Below are 16118 nucleotides of genomic sequence, written 5' to 3' on the forward strand. Positions count from 1 at the left end.
TCATGAGCCAGAACATTGTGGTTAAAGGACAGCAACTTGTCTTCGAGGAATTGCGCGTAGCGACCGGTACCCCCGGCATTGACCTCTACGTTCGCAACAAGCGCCCCGCCGCGCTCGAGACCTTCACGGCGGAACGCACCATCGTCATGGTTCACGGTGCCACCTTTTCGTCGGGAAGCCTGTATGACGTTCCGTTCAACGGAATGTCGTTCATCGACTTTCTTGCCGCGGCGGGATATGACGTCTATGCGCTCGACGTGCGTGGCTACGGCCATTCAACACGCCCGGCGGAGATGGAGCAGGCAGCGGAACTGAGCCCTCCGGTCGTCGGCACCGACATCGGTGTGGCCGATCTCGGCACCGTGGTCGATTACGTCCTCAAGCGTCGACAGCTGGACAAAGTATCGGTATTTGGCATGTCATGGGGCGGCACAGTGGCGGGTGCCTATACCAGCCGCAATAACGACAAGGTCCATAAACTGGTCCTATTGGCGCCGCAGTGGCTGAGCGATCAGCCGATTCCTATCGACACTGGCGGCAGGCTCGATGCGTGGCGCCTGGTTCCGGTGCGCGAAAGCAAGGCGCGCTGGCTCAGCACCGCGCCGGAACACGGACGCGCGAGCCTGGTCCCGGAAGGTTGGTTCGAGCAGTGGGCCGATTTCGCGCTAGCCGAGGATCCCTGGAGCCGGGAGCGCGCGCCGCATCAGTTGCGGGCCAGTAACGGCCCGATCCAGGATATCCGTGACTACTGGCGTGCGGGACGAAAATACTACGAGCCGGCCGAGATTCGTGTGCCCGTGTTGCTTGTCCATGGCGAGTGGGATATCGATGTGCCTATTGACCTCGCGCAGTCGCTTTTCCTCGAACTCAGGAACGCGCCCTACCGTCAGTGGGCTGAAATAGGCGAAGCCACGCACCTCGTTTTGCTCGAGAAAAATCGCTTGCTCGCGTATCAGGCGATCCGGGACTTCTACGACCGCACTTTCCAGGAAGAAACGGGGAAGCGCTAGCACAACCGCAGGCCCCCGCCCCGAAGCTCCACACTCATTGCGATTCTCGTCGACAGGCTTGTCGGCCTAAACAGTCGTGTGCCCCGATGACTGGCTATAAATGCGATGAGTGGGGCAAGGGCGAGATCGAATCAAAGGGCTGTCCCTCCGGTGCGCGGCATGCTCCGGGCACGCCCCGCATCCAGTTTTTCCCGGAACAACACCTCGTGGCCGTGCATCGCATTAGCCACCGCCCCAGCCTCAACCGGCTCCTAGGTGACCACACGTATGCATTGACCGTCGCTCCGGAAAGTCGTTCGCCGCGAAGCGCGTGACCTCAAAGCTACGCGTTGATTCGCTCACCACGGGAAAACCCAAAACCTTCGATCCTCGAAAAGATTGCTAGTCGAGCCTTTTCTATAGATAATAGATAAAAATCACTCGAGGCCATCATGGCAAAAAACGAAATCGCACTCACAGGTTCTGACCTGACGATTGACCAGATCATCGCGATCGCGCGTCACGGCGCTCGCGTTCGTCTGTCTGACGCGGCTCGGGCGAATCTGTTGTCGACTCGAGGATTCATCGAGGAAAACTGGCTGGTCGACGACGCCCCCCTGATGTATGCGTTCAACACCGGGGTAGGAGCCTTGAAGAATCAACGTATCAGCGCTTCGGACATCGCGCGGTTTCAGCGCAATCTTATTCACTCGCACTCCGCGAGCACCGGCGAGAACATGCCGCTCGAGGTTGTGCGCGCGATGATGGCGATCCGGGTGAACACCTTTGCTCGCAATCACTCCGGCATACGCGTCGCAGTGGTCGAGCGGCTTGTCGCGATGCTCAACGAGGGCATTACGCCCGTCATCCCGGCAAAAGGAAGCGTCGGTGCCAGCGGGGACCTTGCACCGTTGGCGATCATGAGCGCTGCATTGCTTGGGCTGGAACAATCGAAAGTGACGTTCCAGGGTGCCGTAACAAGCGCGCGCTCAGCATTTGAACGATCGGGCCTTCCAGCTACCTTCGATGTTGAAGCAAAGGATGCGACAGCATTAATCAATGGCTCGACGGCGTCGTTGGCGTACGCGGTCATCGCCGCTTTCGACGCGCGTCGCCTGCTGACTAGCGCAACGGTCTCACTGGTGTTGTCGCTGGAGGCAATGCGGGCAGAGCGGGCCTGCTTTGAAGACCGTGTCATGCTAGCGCGTCCACATCCGGGGCAGCGCCGCGTCGCTGCGGCCATTCGCACGCTGCTCAGTGGCTCCATGCGATGCACCACCGAGGCACGCGCCGTTCCGATCGATGCTCTTGCCGCGCCGGGCGACATGGTCCAACCGCGGATCCAGGACGTCTATTCGTTCCGCTGCGCGCCACAGGTCTATGGGCCCGTTCTTGACGCACTCGATTACATTGACAGCATACTCGTCACCGAAATGAATAGCGCAACGGACAATCCGTTGATATTCGCTTCCGGTGCAGGCTACGACATCGTCTCGTGCGGGCATTTTCACGGACAATACGTTGCGCAAGCGATGGACCTTCTTGCGTTGGTGATGACCGACCTTAGCGCCATCTGTGATCGCCGTAATAATCAGCTGATCGATCCGGCCTGCAACTACGGATTGCCGAGAAACATGATAGCTACCGAGCCGGGCATCAACACGGGTTTTGCCGTTATCCAGAGTATGGGTACCGGACTCGTGCTTGAGAACATCGGGCTATGTAGTCCAGCCAGTGTGACGAGTCTGCCTGCCAAAGGTAACCAGGAAGACCACATCAGTAATTCCTGTTTCGCTGCGCGGCGCACGCGGACGATTGTCGAAAATGCCCAGGCGGTTGTCTGCACCGAAGTTCTGATTGCTTCTCAGGCGCTCGATATTAGTCGTCAAGCGCTCTCACACCTGCCGCTCGGCCTTGGCGCATCCACCGCGCTGGAGAAAGTCAGGTCGGTCGTTCCTGCGATGATGGGTAACGATCGGTGGGTGCACGACGATGTCGAAGCGGTAAAATGCCTGGTACAAAACGGCACGCTGAATGAAGCGGTTTCGGTTGTCTGCGGCGATATCTGGGCACCTTCGGCATAGGGAAAGCAAACGTGGATGTAGACAGTTCGGATTCACTTCCTGCACGCATTGCGGCGGCACTGGCCGAACAGATTATCCGGGGAGATCTTAGGCCGGGAGCGCGAGTTCGGCAGGAGGCAATCGCAGACGAGTTCAACGCCAGTCACGTTCCGGTCCGGGAAGCATTCAGGCGTCTGGAAGCTCGCGGCCTGCTGGTTTCGCGCGAGCGTAAAGGCGTGTATGTCCCAGTGCTCGATCAGGCATCCATCATTGAAATTACCCGGATGCGTGCCGCACTTGAGGTTCTGGCGCTCCGGTACGCCATACCGAACCTGACTCAAGATGACATCACGTGTGCAGAAGACGCTATGCACAAAGGGAACACGGCCCGTGACATCAGCACGTGGGAGGCCGCCAACCGGGAATTTCATGCAAGTATTTATCGACCCTGCCAAATGCCTCGGCTACTTTCACATATTGACGCCCTGCATGAGGCGCGACTTCGCTACATGTATGCGACGTCGACGCTGATTGAGTGGGACGTCAAATCAGAAAACGAGCATCTGGAGATTCTAGAAGCGATAAAAGCGAAAGACGGTCGGAGCGCCTGTGCGTTGATGGAAAAACATATCGATGACGCAGGGTGCATTCTTGTCGATGCGGTGGGCTCTCTTCACACACAGCCTGACGAATGAGCCAGGCGCGCACGTTTGTACGTCTGGCACAACCTCGCCTACTCGTCGCGGAAATCCGCGCCCGCCCGACGAGAGCGGCGCGACGGTGACATCGAGGGCTCAAACGGCAATGGACCCCCCGTCCACGAACAGTTCAACGCCTGCGATATAGCTGCTCTCGCTCGACGCCAAAAAGAGCACGGCGCGCGCGACTTCATCCGGCTGGCCAAGACGCCCCAGCGGCACGAGCTGGTTCAGCATATCTTCGACTCCAGGCCGCGCATCGAGGTAGCTTCGCATGGGGCTTGTCTCGGTCCCGCCCGGCGAGACGACGTTCACGCGAATGCCTCGCTCTTTCAGGTCGGTCGTCCAGCTTCGCGCAAACGACCGCACAGCCGCCTTGCTTGCGTTGTAGAGCGACTGGCCAGGAAAGCCTTTGCTGCCAGCCACCGAGCCATTGAGGACGACAACGCTACCCGACAAAAGTAGCGGCAAGGCCTTCTGCACAGTGAAGAGCATGCCGCGCACGTTGAGGCCGAAAAGCCTGTCGAAACCCTCCTCGTCGATGGTGCCCAGCGGACGCGGCTCTACTTCGGCAACGCCTGCATTTGCGAAAACCACGTCGAGCCTGCCGTGGTCGTGCTGGATGCGCTCATACAGTCGATCAAGGTCGGCGAGGTTGCTCGCGTCCCCCCGAACGCCCACCGCACCGTTGCCGATTTCCTGTATCGCCTCGTCCAGTCGAGCTTGCCTGCGCCCCATGATGTAGACCCGCGCGCCTTCGTCCGCGAAAAGCCTGGCGCTCGCAAGGCCGATGCCCTCGCTGCCGCCGGTGATTGCCACAACCTTGTTCCCGAATCGCTTTGCCATATGCGTTCCTTGTGTAAGTGGACGATTGCTCCACTTAGTATATGGAGGCATCATCCACTTATCAACAGAAATCAAGGCAAAGATGAACAGAAAGTGTTCTACGACCGACGAAGCACCGCTGCGCGCCGATGCTGCCCGGAACCGGGAACGCATTCTCGAAGCGGCGGAAGCGCTGTTTCTCGAACGTGGCGCTGAGGTTTCACTTGACGAGATCGCCAAGCGCGCCAACGTTGGTATCGGCACGCTCTACCGCCGTTTCCCGACGCGCGACGCGCTCCTCGCCGCGGCCAGCGATGCGCGCCTGCTGTCGCTTGCCGAAGCAAGCCGCGCACGCGATGACAAGCTCGAACCGATCGCTTCCATACGCGCCTTCGTCAAGGAGCTCGTGAGCCACGCGAACCACTATCGCGGGCTAGCTGCGTTGCTCGGAACAGTTTTACAGGAAGGAACTCCTGGCTGCCGCGCCGGCAGGGAAGAAGGATGCCGGCTGCTCGAGCGAGCCCAAAAGGCGGGGGCGGTTCGAAAGGACGTCTCCATCGACGATCTCGTGTGTGTCGTGACGGCGATCGCTCTTGCCGTCGAGCAAGGCGGCACAAGCAAGTCACGCGTCACCCACCTGGTTGACCTCTTCTTCGATGGCATGGGCAACACGTAAGCGCGGCACCAGCGACGTCCTGACTGGAAATCAGGATCCTCAGACTGCCGTGCGAGCTGAGCTGCAACGGCCCACGGTGCGAGTTCGTCCATGCAGTTGATGGCATGGTCTGGGAGGCGCGCGAGCACGTAGCGCAGATACGCCTCAGGACCGATGCCGTTGAATTTTGCGGTGCCAACAAGGCTGTAGATCGCGGCGGCACGTTCGACACCGGAGTCCGCGTCAGGGAACACATAGTTTCGGGGCCAATCGCCACCCCGCGTAACGGGCGCTCGACTGGTAGATTGTGGATCTCCAACTGCCCGTCATCGCAATAGCGTGTGAGCGCTTTCCATCGGTTCAACGCATATAGGATCCCCTGACTCGTGTCCGCAGCAAGGAACCGGCGGTGCTACTTTGCAGTTCCGGGTAACTGAGTACGCAGACCAGCGCGGACAGTTGCATTGTTCAGTCAGGGGAGCTCGTGGCTCGCACGAGCGCAGCACCCAAGCCCGCTTCACTCGATGACCACCAGGACTACGCGATCCCACATCGAAGATTAGTCGGCGGGCAGGTTGGACCGTGCCGGTTCCTTGGCCATGCCCTCGGCGAGCTTCCCCATCAGGCGCACCAACTCATCGAGGTCCTCGCGAGACCACTCTTGGAACAGGCTTAGCGCCATAGTCTCGCGGGCGGCATCGAGGGCGTCGGTTGCCGACTTTCCTCGCGGAGTGACAATCGCTTCGCGCACGCGCTTGTCCGCCGAACCGGCACGACGTTCGACGAGGCCGAGTTCTTCCAGTCGCGCGACCTGGCGACTGACCGTAGTGTAATCGCGGCCAACCCTGGCTGCGAGATCGACGACCCCGATCGGTCCCTTGCGCTCGACGAAGACGAGCAGAGGGAAGAGCGCACGTTCAAGCGTCAAGCCCGCCAATGCCAGTAACTCCTCGTCCCTTTCCGGCCGGTTCATCACGGTGACGATTTCGAGCAGCGACGCATGCAGGGAGGGAAGCAGCGCCTTAATATGTGCGTTATGCACTTTATTTATTGACACCAGTCGAGTCCTCGTTAATATGTGCATTATACACATTAGAGGTTCGAATGAAAGAGCAAAGCCTGTCTCGAGTCCTGATTTGCGGCGCCGGCGCCGCCGGCCTGACCCTCGCCATCGACCTGGCGAGACGAGGCGTGCCGTTCCGGCTAATCGAGAAACTGGACCGTCCGTTCGCGGGCTGGCGCGGCAAGGGCATCCAACCGCGATCACAAGAAGTATTCGAGGACCTCGGGGTTCTCGACCGGCTCGTTGCCGCTGGCGGCGTCTACCCGCCGCCGCGTACATATAACGATGACGGCAGTTACACCGATCCGCCCTTCGAAATCGAACCGCCGACGCCGGCCGAGCCCTACCATGTCCCCCTCATGCTCCCGCAGTTCCTGACCGAGCGACTGCTGCGCGAACGCCTCGCCGAGCTTGGCGGCCGCGTCGAGTTCGGGTGCAAACTGATCAGCCTCGAGCAGGATGAGCACGGCGTCGTCGCGCGTCTTGTCAGTCGTGCCGGCGAGGAGGTGATCCAAGTTTCTTATCTGATAGCGGCCGACGGTGGACGCAGCTTCATTCGTAGGGCGCTCGGCATCGACTTTCCCGGGAAGACGATGGGCGTGCGTGCGATGGTGGCTGATGTCGATCTGGTCGGGCTAAACCGCGACGCGTGGCATCAGTATCATGCCGGCGACATGCGGCGGTTGATGTCGCTCTGCCCGCTCGCCGGGACCGATCTATTTCAGGTTCAGGCCGCAATCCCGCCGGAAGGCGAAGTGGACCTCTCCATCGACGCGCTCAATGCGATGGTGTCGGAGCGATCCGGACGCGACGATATCCATGTTCAGTCGGTGTCGTGGGCCTCGGCCTATACGATGAGCGCCCGCCTGGCGGATCGCTATCGCGTCCGTCGCATATTCCTGATCGGCGATGCCGCGCACGTCCACCCACCCACTGGCGGCCAGGGCCTCAATACGAGCGTTCAGGATGCGTACAATCTCGGCTGGAAGCTGGCGGCGGTGCTAGGCGGCGCTCCCGACAGGCTGCTCGATACATACGAGGAAGAGAGGCGGCCGGTGGCCGAACAGATGCTGGGCCTCTCAACCCGGCTGCTCGAAGCGCAGAAGCGCGGCTCCATGCGCCGCGGACGCGAAGTCCATCAGCTCGACATCGGTTATCCGGAATCGGCGATCACCTTCGAGCCGTCATCACGGACCGGCATCCTGCTCCCTGGCGACCGGGCGCCGGACGCGCCGCTGCGCGGGGCGGCCGGTTGTCCCCGACGCCTGTTCGATCTGTTCGCCGGTGCGCACTGGAGCCTGATTGGCTATGAAACGACCCGCGAAATCGTAATCCCCCGAAGCAACCTCCACATCCATCACGTCGGAGCCGGACACGAGCTTTCAGACGACGGTGGCCATCTACGCGACGCGTATGACCTTGCACCGGGCGAGTGGGTGCTGGTTCGGCCTGATGGTTATGTCGGCGCGATCTTCGGCTCCGACGAAGCCGGCGAGCTCGAAAGCTATCTCGAGGAGGTCGGCTTGGCGTGTCGACCGAACCGTCGTGGCTGAGCCGGCGACAGTTCGCTCTTGGCCGACGCCTCCCGCCCAGGCTGTCCGGCACGCTCTGTTCTGTTGGGCGTAAGTCTGGTTGAGCCTCATATCGACAGGCAAGACCAACTGAACCTATGGAGAATTCGCACGAGAACATTAAGGCAATGTGTCGTGCTTTACAAAGGAATCACGGTTGCAGGCTTCCGACTGTCTAAGGACCAGTCGATGGATACCCGAAACGGTATCTGCTGCGGCACCATACTCGTTCTCGGCAAAACGCAAATCTTCGAAGCGAGCGTCGGGGGCACGGTGGACCGCAGCAAATCCGTCTTTTGGCGCCTTGAAAGCAGCACGGCGGGGCAGCCCGCTTCGCGGTATGCAACCCGTACGGCCAGCGCGCCTGCTGCCCGGAGTCTAATGCGTCGCCCGGATAGCCGGCCGGATTCTTTGACAGTACGCTGTGATGTGCGTCCTTCTGTGCCTTCAGCCACTGCCAGACGTCGGTCTGCGCCGAGATGTCGACCCGCAGACCGACGCCACGCAGTTGGAGCGAGTCAGGCGGCGGATCAGCGATCCGTGCCTCTCACGGACTCGACGGCTGAAGAAAACGATGGTTGGTGCGGTGATTACAATGGCAATGACGGTTGCAGCTCACGCGGCAGCGCCGGGCGGGCTTTGGAGCGCTAGATTCTCGCACGCGACGACGCGTAAGCGAATGGCCGTTTGGCCCAGTGTGGTGGATCATCTTGTACCGATCACCATCATTGACTCGCAGACGTGTCTTCGAGTGATGGGTCGGTATCGCATGCAGCAAGACGTGGCTAGACACCCTACGTGTTCAACGCAAGTCTTGCTGGCTCGTCGTATCGCTGTGCGCGATGCGTTGGCCTTTGCTGGAGCCGATCAACTTCGGATTTCGCGGAACATCAGCGATGCGCAAGGACCATCGCATTGCCCTCGCTCGGCACTTCCACAATCGCACAGGCAGGTTTTGTCTTGAAGACGCCGGTGGAGGCGCTTACTTTCAAAGCTCGCGGCAGAGGACGCTGCCACGAGACTTCCAACGACGATCGTGCAAGAGCTGCTAGGATGCCTCGCAAAAGCAGACTTTGACGACTTTGCTTCGGCCGGCCAAGCCGATGAAGCAGTCGCAAGTCCCGGCTCGGACGTGATTGCAACGCACAACCCTTCAGCGTAAACCCGAACCGGTCTGTCCAAGCGTCTCGCTCACAAGCCGCCTGAACCACCGATGTCCTGCATCGTTGTGATGCCGTGCGTGCCAAAACTGCTGCACCGTGAGATCGGGAAGCGGGATCGGCAGCGGGAACACATCGACGTTCGCGAGCCGGGCGAACAGTTCCGCGAGCTCATCCGGCACGGCGGCAACGAAATCCGATGTCGCGACGAGGCTCGGCACCGCGAGCAGATAGGGCACGTCGACGCCCACCTTCAGCTTCGCGCCCAGCCGCCGCAATTCCTTTTCGAGCAGTTGATTCGTCAGCGCCAGCGTGCCCGCGACGACATGCTTGCGCGCGACGAACTCGTCGAGCGTCATGCGGACCTTCCGCCGCGTCGTGCCGCCCTTCACGATGCCCACGAGCGAGCGCCGGAACAGCGGCTGCTGATGCAGGTTCTCGCCCATCTTGCCGAGATAGCCGACCGCGAGATCGAGCGCGCCGTCCTGCAGCGCGCTCGCGAGTTCAAGCGAAGGCAGCTGGATCGGCTTCAACACGGCGTTCGGCGCGCGCTCGCGCAGCGCCGCCAGCAGACGCGGCAGCAGCACGATCACGCCCATGTCGCTGAGACACACGGAAAACGCGCGCGTGGTGGTCGCGGCATCGAAGGCCTTCGCGCTCCAGATCTCGTCCTGCACCACCGTGAGCACATGCGCGACGCCCTCGACGAGCCGCTCGCCCACGGGCGTCGGCGCCATCACGGAGCCCGCGCGCACGAACAGATCGTCCCCAAAGAGCGTACGGAGTTTCCCTAGCGCGTGGCTCACGGCGGGCTGCGTGAGTCCGAGACGGTCGGCAGCGCGCGACACGCTCCGCTCTTCATCGAGCGCCTGCAGCACGTACAGAAAGTTCAGGTCGGGCGTCTGCATGTATGAATCCAATTCATTCTGGATATGAAAGTCATTGTATAGATTTATATAGTCAACGCGTTTAACTTCGCATCCAGCTTGACTAAAAACAGGAGACGGAAGTGCTGGATTGCGAAGTCATCATCGTAGGCGGAGGCCCCGTAGGGCTGTTTCTCGCCGCCGAACTCGGGCAGCGCGGCGTGAGCGTCGAACTGTTCGATGCGAAGTCTGGCACCAGTCGCCATCCCGCCGCCAACGCCAACAGCGCGCGGACGATGGAGCACTTCCGGCGCATCGGCATCGCGTCGAAGGTGCGCTCGCTCGGCCTGCCCGCGGACTATGCCCCGGACGTCGCGTATTTCACGTCCATCGCGGGCCACGAACTGGCGCGGCTGCGCCAGCCTGCCTCGCGCGATGCGGTCGAATGGGCAAAGGGGCATGCCTTCACCTGGCCGACGCCCGAGCCGCCGCATCGGTGCTCGCAACTCTATGTGGAGCCCGTATTACTCGATGCGGCGCTCAATGCGGGATGCGGCGTGCAGTTCGCGTCGCGCGTCGTGGATTTTTCGCAAGGCGATGATTCGGTCACAGCCACTGTGGAACTCGATGCCACCGACACGCGTCCCGCCGCGACACGCACCGTGACCGCACGTTATCTGATCGGCTGCGACGGCCCGCGCAGCTTCGTGCGCAAATCGCTCGGCATTCGTCTGGAAGGCATGGCCGGCGAGAAGCGCGAGTTCTTTGGCGGCCAGATGGACGCAGTCTATTTCTACGCGCCGGAAATCTATCGCCGGAGCGCGCACGCTCCCGCGTGGCAGTACTGGACCTTCAGCCCTCGGCAACGCGCGCTCATCATCGCGGTCGACGGAGCGGGTCATTTCATCATGAACGTGCAGTTGCGCGACGGCGAAGTGGCCAACGAGGACACCGTGAGCCGTCGCATCGCTGACGCGATCGGCGCGGACATTCCGTTCGTCGTGAAGAGCAGTTCGACGTGGACAGCGGGCTTCGCCCTGGTTGCGGAGCGCTTCGGAGACAAGCGCGTCTTTCTCGCCGGTGACGCCGCGCATCTGTTCACGCCGACGGGCGGCCTCGGCTACAACACGGGCATCGAAGACGCGGCGAATCTCGCGTGGAAGCTCGAAGCGATGGTGAAGGGCTTCGCGGGCACTGCGCTCGGCGCGAGCTACGAAGCGGAGCGCCGGCCGGCTGCCTTGCGCAACACGGCGTTTGCGCGCGGTTTTGCCGACAGCATTGGGCACGTGCGGCTTCCCGCCGTCGCTTACGAAGCGGGCGCGGCAGGCGATGCGGCGCGCGCGGCCATCGGCGACTACCTCGCGTTTCATGCAAGGGGCGAGTTCGTCATTCCGGGCGTTCATCTTGGCATGCGGTATGAAGCGTCGCCGCTCGTCAGGACCGAAGAGGGCGCACCGCCGCCTGACTCCGCGAACCTGTATCTGCCGAGCGCGCGCGCCGGACATCGCGCGCCGCACGTCTGGCTCGCCGATGGCCGCTCGCTCTACGACCGCTTTGGCCGAGGTTTCACGCTGCTCTGCACGAACGCCAATGGCGCGTCCTTCGATCACGAAGCCGTGCAGCGTGCCGCGCGCGCGTTCGTGCAACTCGCCGTCGTGCGCATCGACGAAGCCGAGGTCGCGCGGGCCTACGACGCCGCGTATGTGCTGATCCGGCCAGACCAGCACGTCGCGTGGCGCGGCAACGCGCTCGATGGCGAATTCGAGGCAGCGGCCCGGCGCACCGCCGGGCACGCGCAGCCAGAGACGGAAGCGGCGCTCGCCGCGCAATAGCCGCAGCGTCGCATACGCCATAAGAAACACACTGGAGACGACAATATGCAAGCGCAATCCGTTGCACCCCGAAGTATCGCCGACGCCGCGAAGACATCGCCGCTACACGTGCTCACGCTCTTACTCTGCTTTCTCGTTGTCGCGGCCGATGGCTTCGATGTCGCGTCGGTCGGCTATGTCGCGCCGCTGCTGAAGTCCGAATGGTCGCTCACGCCGGCGCAGCTCGGTCCGATCTTCGGCGCGGGCCTGTTCGGCCTCACGGTCGGCAGCTTTCTTTTCGGGCCGCTCGCGGATCGGATCGGGCGCAAGCGCGTCATCACGATCTCGCTGATCCTGTTCGGTGTCGGCAGCCTCGCATGCGCCTATGCGCCGTCGGCGGGATGGCTCATCGCGCTGCGCTTTCTGACCGGCGCGGGACTCGGCGGCGCGATGCCCAACTCGATCACGCTATCGTCCGAGTTCAGCCCGCCGCGCGGCCGCGCGATGCTCGTCACGCTGATGTTCTGCGGCTTCACGCTCGGTCTCGCGGGCGGCGGCGCGGTCGCGTCGCTGCTGCTGCCGGGCTTCGGATGGCAGGGCGTGTTCGTATTCGGCGGCGTGTTCCCGCTGCTGCTCGCGCCGGTCATCTGGCTGTGGCTACCCGAGTCGATTCGCTTCATGTCGGGCAAGCCGCGCTATGCAAACGAAGCGCGCCGCGTGATGGAGCGCCTGACCGGCGACGCCGACACGCCCTTCGAAGCCGTCGCGCCCGAAGACGCGAAGCGCGGAGCGCGGCAAGAAAGCGCGGTCGGCGTGCTGTTCTCCGCGCGGTATCGCGCGGGCACGCTGCTGCTGTGGCTCGCGTTCTTCTGCACGCTCTGGGTCTACTACCAGGTCAGCAGCTGGCTGCCGACGGTCATCACGAGCGCGGGCATCGACGCATCCCACGCGGCGCGCGTCGGGGCGATGCTGCCGCTCGGCGGCACGATCGGCTCGCTCGTCAACGCACGGCTCATGGATCGCACGAATCCATTCTTCGTGCTGACCGGCTCGTATGCGATCGCGGCGGTCGCGATTGCGCTGATCGGCTTCGCGATCGAGGATCCGCTGCTCGTCTACCTCACTGTGTTCATGGCGGGCTTCGGGCTCTCGGGCGCACAGACCGGGGCGAACGTGCTGGTCGCCGGTTTCTATACGACCTCGGCGCGCGCGACCGGCGTGAGCTGGGCGCTCGGCGTCGGGCGCATCGGCTCGATCATCGGCTCGATGACGGGCGGCGTGCTGCTCGTCGCGTTTCACTCGCTGACGACTGCGTTCGCAGTGTTCGCCGCGCCGGTCGTCATCGCCGGGCTGGCGATGCTCGTGAACGGCTGGATGTATCGCGCCAGGAACGCCTCTCAGACGTGACGGCACAACTCGGTTTCTCTGCAAAAAGGATCAAGAAATGCGGCTGGTGAATTTCATGAACGATGGACGCGCGACGCTCGGCGTGCGCGATGGCGACGACGTGCGCGTGCTCGGCAGGGAGCCGCTGGAATCCGTGCTGGCGCGCGGCGTCGACCTGGTCGAATGGGCGCGTGCGAACGCCACCGAAGAGAAGCTGCCGATGGCGGCCCTGCAACTGCTGCCGCCGCTGCAGCGTCCGCCGAAGATCCTGTGCGTAGGCCTCAACTTCGCCGATCACACGAAGGAAAGCAACTACGAGCAGCCGACGTATCCGACGCTCTTCCTGCGCGTGAACACGAGCCTCGTCGCGCACGATCAGCCGATGATCCGGCCGGCCGTCGCCGACTCGGAAGGACTCGACTTCGAAGGCGAGATCGCGGTCGTGCTCGGCAAAGGCGGCCGTCATATCGCGAAGGACGAAGCGCTCGATTGCGTCGCGGGCTATGCGCTCTTCAACGACGGCTCGGTGCGCGAGTATCAGTTCAAGACGCCGCAATGGACCGTCGGCAAGAACTTCGATGCGACCGGCGCGTTCGGTCCGGATCTCATCACGCCGGACGAGCTTCCGGAGGGCATCAAGGGATTGCTGCTGGAAACGCGCGTGAACGGCAAGGTGGTGCAGTCCGCGAACACCGACGAGATGGTCTTCGACGTGGCCTCGCTCATCAGCATCATCAGCGAGGCGATCACGCTCGAGCCGGGCGACGTGATCGTGTCAGGCACGCCGTCGGGCATCGGCTGGGCGCGCATGCCCAGGCTCCTGATGAAGGCGGGCGACATTTGCGAAGTGAGCGTCGAGCGCATGGGCACGCTGCGCAACGTCATTGCGGACGAGCAGCCGCGCTGAGACATGGAGGCCGACATGGCAGAACCGAGACCGTCATCGCCGCATGCGAGTGTGCATTCGATCGATCACTTCGCGCTCAACGTTCCCTCGATCGCCGATGCGGAGCGTTTCTACACCGCCTTCGGGCTCGATGTCGCGCGTGCGGACGCGGGCCAGCTCGAACTGCGCGCCGCCGATGGTCAGCGCTGGGCGCGCATTCTTCCGGCGGCGGGCAAGTCGCTCGCGTACCTGAGCTTCAACTGCTTCGACCATGATCTCGACGCGCTGCGCGCTCAGACGCGTGCGGCTGGGGCCGGGTTCGTCGCGGGAGACGGCATCGGCTTCTGGTTCCACGATCCCGACGGCAATCTGATTCAGGTAAAGCCGGGACCGAAGACGAGCCCTTCATCGAAGACGCCGCACGGGATCGAAGGAACGCCGGCGGACCGGCGCGGCAACTGCGCGCGATCCGCCGTGAAGCAGGTCCGGCCGAACCGGCTCTCGCACGTACTGCTGTTCTCGCCCGACGTGCCGCGCGCGCTCGACTTCTACGGCGCGGCGCTGGGCCTGCGTCTTTCCGACAGATCGCTCGACATCATCGCGTTCACGCATGCGCCGCACGGCAGCGATCATCACCTCGTCGCGTTCGCGAAGAGCAGCGCGCGCGGTTGGCATCACGCGGCGTGGGACGTCGACGACGTGAACCGCGTCGGCGAAGGGGCCGCGCAGATGGCCGCCGCGGGCTTCGCAAAAGGCTGGGGCACGGGACGGCATGTGCTCGGCTCGAACTACTTTTACTACGTCGAAGATCCCTGGGGCTCGTTCTGCGAGTACTCGGCGGACATCGACTTCATCTCGGCGGGACACACGTGGGCCGCCGGCAATTTCGAGCCGGAAGATTCGCTTTACCTGTGGGGACCGCCCGTGCCCGACAACTTCATACGCAACACCGAGGCGTGAAGCCTCTCGCATCACGACAAAACGAAAACAGGACGGAGACATGAAGCAAAAGATGATGGCGGTAGCGGGCGCGCTCGCGCTCAGCTGCGGCGCGCACGCGCAGAGCAGCGTCACGCTCTACGGGATTCTCGACACCGGCATCGAGCTCGTCACGCATGCCGGACCCACCGACAACAAGGTCGTGCGCATGCCGGGCATCACCGGTTCGGTGCCGTCGCGCTGGGGACTGCGCGGCACCGAGGATCTCGGCGGCGGCTACGCGGCGATCTTCACGCTGGAGAACGGCTTCAACGTGCGCTCTGGCGACATCAATCAGGGCGGGCGGCTCTTCGGCCGTCAGGCGTGGGTGGGCGTGTCGAGCCGCTTCGGCACGCTGAGCTTCGGGCGCCAGTACACGATGAGCTACTGGGCCATCGTCGATGCCGATCAGCTTGGGCCGGACATCTACGGCGGCGTCGGCTCGATCGATTCATACATCCCAAATGCGCGCAGCGACAACACTGTCGCGTACAAGGGCACGTTCAGTGGCGTCACGATCGGCAGCACATATGCGTTCGGCCGCGATTCCGCCGGCACCGGCAACTCGCCCGGACAGGGCACGTGCGCCGGCGCGATTCCCGGCGACTTCAACGCATGCCGGCAGTGGTCGGTGCTCCTGCGCTATGACGCGAGCGCATTCGGCGTCGCCGCATCGTACGACGAGCAGCGCGGCGGTCCGGGTGCGGCGGCCAACATTTTCAACGGCACGACGCCGATTCGCCTGACCAACAGCGGCGACAAGGACGCTCGCACGCAAATCAACGGCTATTTCAAGGTCGGCCAGCTGAAGGTGGGCGGCGGCTGGCTCGGTCGGCGCGTGGAAACCGTGGCGCCGACGCTCGCCGATGTGCGCACCGACATCTTCTATCTCACAGGCACGTACTACGTGACGCCGACGGTGGTGATCGATGGCGGCGTCTATCGCACGATTGACACAGACCAGGACACGCGCGCAACGCTCACCGCCCTGCGCGGCACCTATCTGCTCTCCAAGCGCACGGCGGTGTATCTGCAAAGCGGCTACGTGTTCAACAGCGCGAAGGCGCGCTACACGTTGAGCCAGGGCGGCCCGGGCACGACGCCGAACGCGGGCGTGAGTCAGCTCGGCGTGATGGCCGGCATCAGGCACTCGTTCTGACCCATATA

General features: G+C 62.9%; 14 protein-coding genes and 1 pseudogene. 10 read left to right on the forward strand and 5 right to left on the reverse strand.

What is annotated here, in order from left to right; translation table 11 throughout:
• The first annotated feature begins 2 nt into the window (after window positions 1-2).
• The 3 genes from ACTJLB_RS27995 (at window position 3) to ACTJLB_RS28005 (ending at window position 3747) form a co-directional block, all read left to right on the forward strand.
• A complete protein-coding gene (locus ACTJLB_RS27995; protein WP_408422316.1) occupies window positions 3-1010 on the forward strand; it encodes an alpha/beta hydrolase in 1008 nt (335 codons plus the stop codon).
• A gap of 431 nt (window positions 1011-1441) precedes the next feature.
• Window positions 1442-3073 carry an HAL/PAL/TAL family ammonia-lyase gene (locus ACTJLB_RS28000; protein WP_408422313.1) on the forward strand — a complete coding sequence of 544 codons (1632 nt, stop codon included), beginning with the start codon at window positions 1442-1444 and terminating at the stop codon, window positions 3071-3073.
• 11 nt (window positions 3074-3084) lie between these two features.
• Window positions 3085-3747, forward strand: a complete 663-nt coding sequence (locus tag ACTJLB_RS28005) for a GntR family transcriptional regulator (RefSeq protein WP_440785212.1) — start codon at window positions 3085-3087, stop codon at window positions 3745-3747.
• Between the two features lie 99 nt (window positions 3748-3846).
• Here the strand turns inward: ACTJLB_RS28005 and ACTJLB_RS28010 are convergent, their stop codons facing one another.
• Window positions 3847-4596: an SDR family oxidoreductase gene (locus ACTJLB_RS28010; protein WP_408422307.1), complete on the reverse strand. Its 750-nt coding sequence runs from the start codon at window positions 4594-4596 to the stop codon at window positions 3847-3849.
• Between ACTJLB_RS28010 and ACTJLB_RS28015 the strand changes: the two genes are divergently transcribed.
• Window positions 4541-5251: a TetR/AcrR family transcriptional regulator gene (locus ACTJLB_RS28015; protein WP_408422304.1), complete on the forward strand. Its 711-nt coding sequence runs from the start codon at window positions 4541-4543 to the stop codon at window positions 5249-5251. The genes ACTJLB_RS28010 and ACTJLB_RS28015 overlap by 56 nt on opposite strands.
• A 53-nt stretch (window positions 5252-5304) precedes the next feature.
• Here ACTJLB_RS28015 and ACTJLB_RS28020 read toward each other — a convergent pair.
• Both ACTJLB_RS28020 and ACTJLB_RS28025 read right to left on the reverse strand, forming a co-directional pair.
• Window positions 5305-5624: pseudogene (locus ACTJLB_RS28020) on the reverse strand (transposase domain-containing protein); the annotation flags it as partial.
• A 165-nt stretch (window positions 5625-5789) separates the two neighbouring features.
• Window positions 5790-6287, reverse strand: a complete 498-nt coding sequence (locus ACTJLB_RS28025; RefSeq protein ID WP_440785213.1) for a MarR family winged helix-turn-helix transcriptional regulator — start codon at window positions 6285-6287, stop codon at window positions 5790-5792.
• 47 nt (window positions 6288-6334) lie between these two features.
• Between ACTJLB_RS28025 and ACTJLB_RS28030 the strand changes: the two genes are divergently transcribed.
• Window positions 6335-7846: an FAD-dependent oxidoreductase gene (locus ACTJLB_RS28030; protein ID WP_408422298.1), complete on the forward strand. Its 1512-nt coding sequence runs from the start codon at window positions 6335-6337 to the stop codon at window positions 7844-7846.
• A 193-nt stretch (window positions 7847-8039) separates the two neighbouring features.
• Here ACTJLB_RS28030 and ACTJLB_RS28035 read toward each other — a convergent pair whose 3' ends face one another.
• Window positions 8040-8402, reverse strand: a complete 363-nt coding sequence (locus tag ACTJLB_RS28035; protein WP_440785224.1) for a type VI lipase adapter Tla3 domain-containing protein — start codon at window positions 8400-8402, stop codon at window positions 8040-8042.
• A gap of 615 nt (window positions 8403-9017) precedes the next feature.
• Window positions 9018-9932, reverse strand: a complete 915-nt coding sequence (locus ACTJLB_RS28040) for a LysR family transcriptional regulator (RefSeq protein WP_408422295.1) — start codon at window positions 9930-9932, stop codon at window positions 9018-9020.
• 101 nt (window positions 9933-10033) lie between these two features.
• Between ACTJLB_RS28040 and ACTJLB_RS28045 the strand changes: the two genes are divergently transcribed.
• The 5 genes from ACTJLB_RS28045 to ACTJLB_RS28065 are packed head-to-tail and all read left to right on the forward strand — an operon-like array spanning window position 10034 to window position 16110.
• A complete protein-coding gene (locus tag ACTJLB_RS28045) occupies window positions 10034-11722 on the forward strand; it encodes an FAD-dependent monooxygenase (protein WP_408422293.1) in 1689 nt (562 codons plus the stop codon).
• Window positions 11723-11767: 45 nt separating this feature from the next.
• Window positions 11768-13108 (forward strand): MFS transporter, encoded by a 1341-nt coding sequence (locus ACTJLB_RS28050; protein WP_408422291.1) that lies wholly within the window; start codon window positions 11768-11770, stop codon window positions 13106-13108.
• 37 nt (window positions 13109-13145) lie between these two features.
• Window positions 13146-13994 carry a fumarylacetoacetate hydrolase family protein gene (locus ACTJLB_RS28055; protein WP_408422288.1) on the forward strand — a complete coding sequence of 283 codons (849 nt, stop codon included), beginning with the start codon at window positions 13146-13148 and terminating at the stop codon, window positions 13992-13994.
• A gap of 15 nt (window positions 13995-14009) precedes the next feature.
• Window positions 14010-14933 carry a VOC family protein gene (locus ACTJLB_RS28060; protein WP_408422286.1) on the forward strand — a complete coding sequence of 308 codons (924 nt, stop codon included), beginning with the start codon at window positions 14010-14012 and terminating at the stop codon, window positions 14931-14933.
• A 40-nt stretch (window positions 14934-14973) separates the two neighbouring features.
• On the forward strand, window positions 14974-16110 hold the full coding sequence (locus tag ACTJLB_RS28065; RefSeq protein ID WP_440785214.1) for a porin: 1137 nt from the start codon (window positions 14974-14976) through the stop codon (window positions 16108-16110).
• Window positions 16111-16118: the final 8 nt, after the last annotated feature.

The organism is Paraburkholderia sp. 22098, from assembly GCF_052045935.1.
Lineage (GTDB): Bacteria > Pseudomonadota > Gammaproteobacteria > Burkholderiales > Burkholderiaceae > Paraburkholderia > Paraburkholderia caledonica.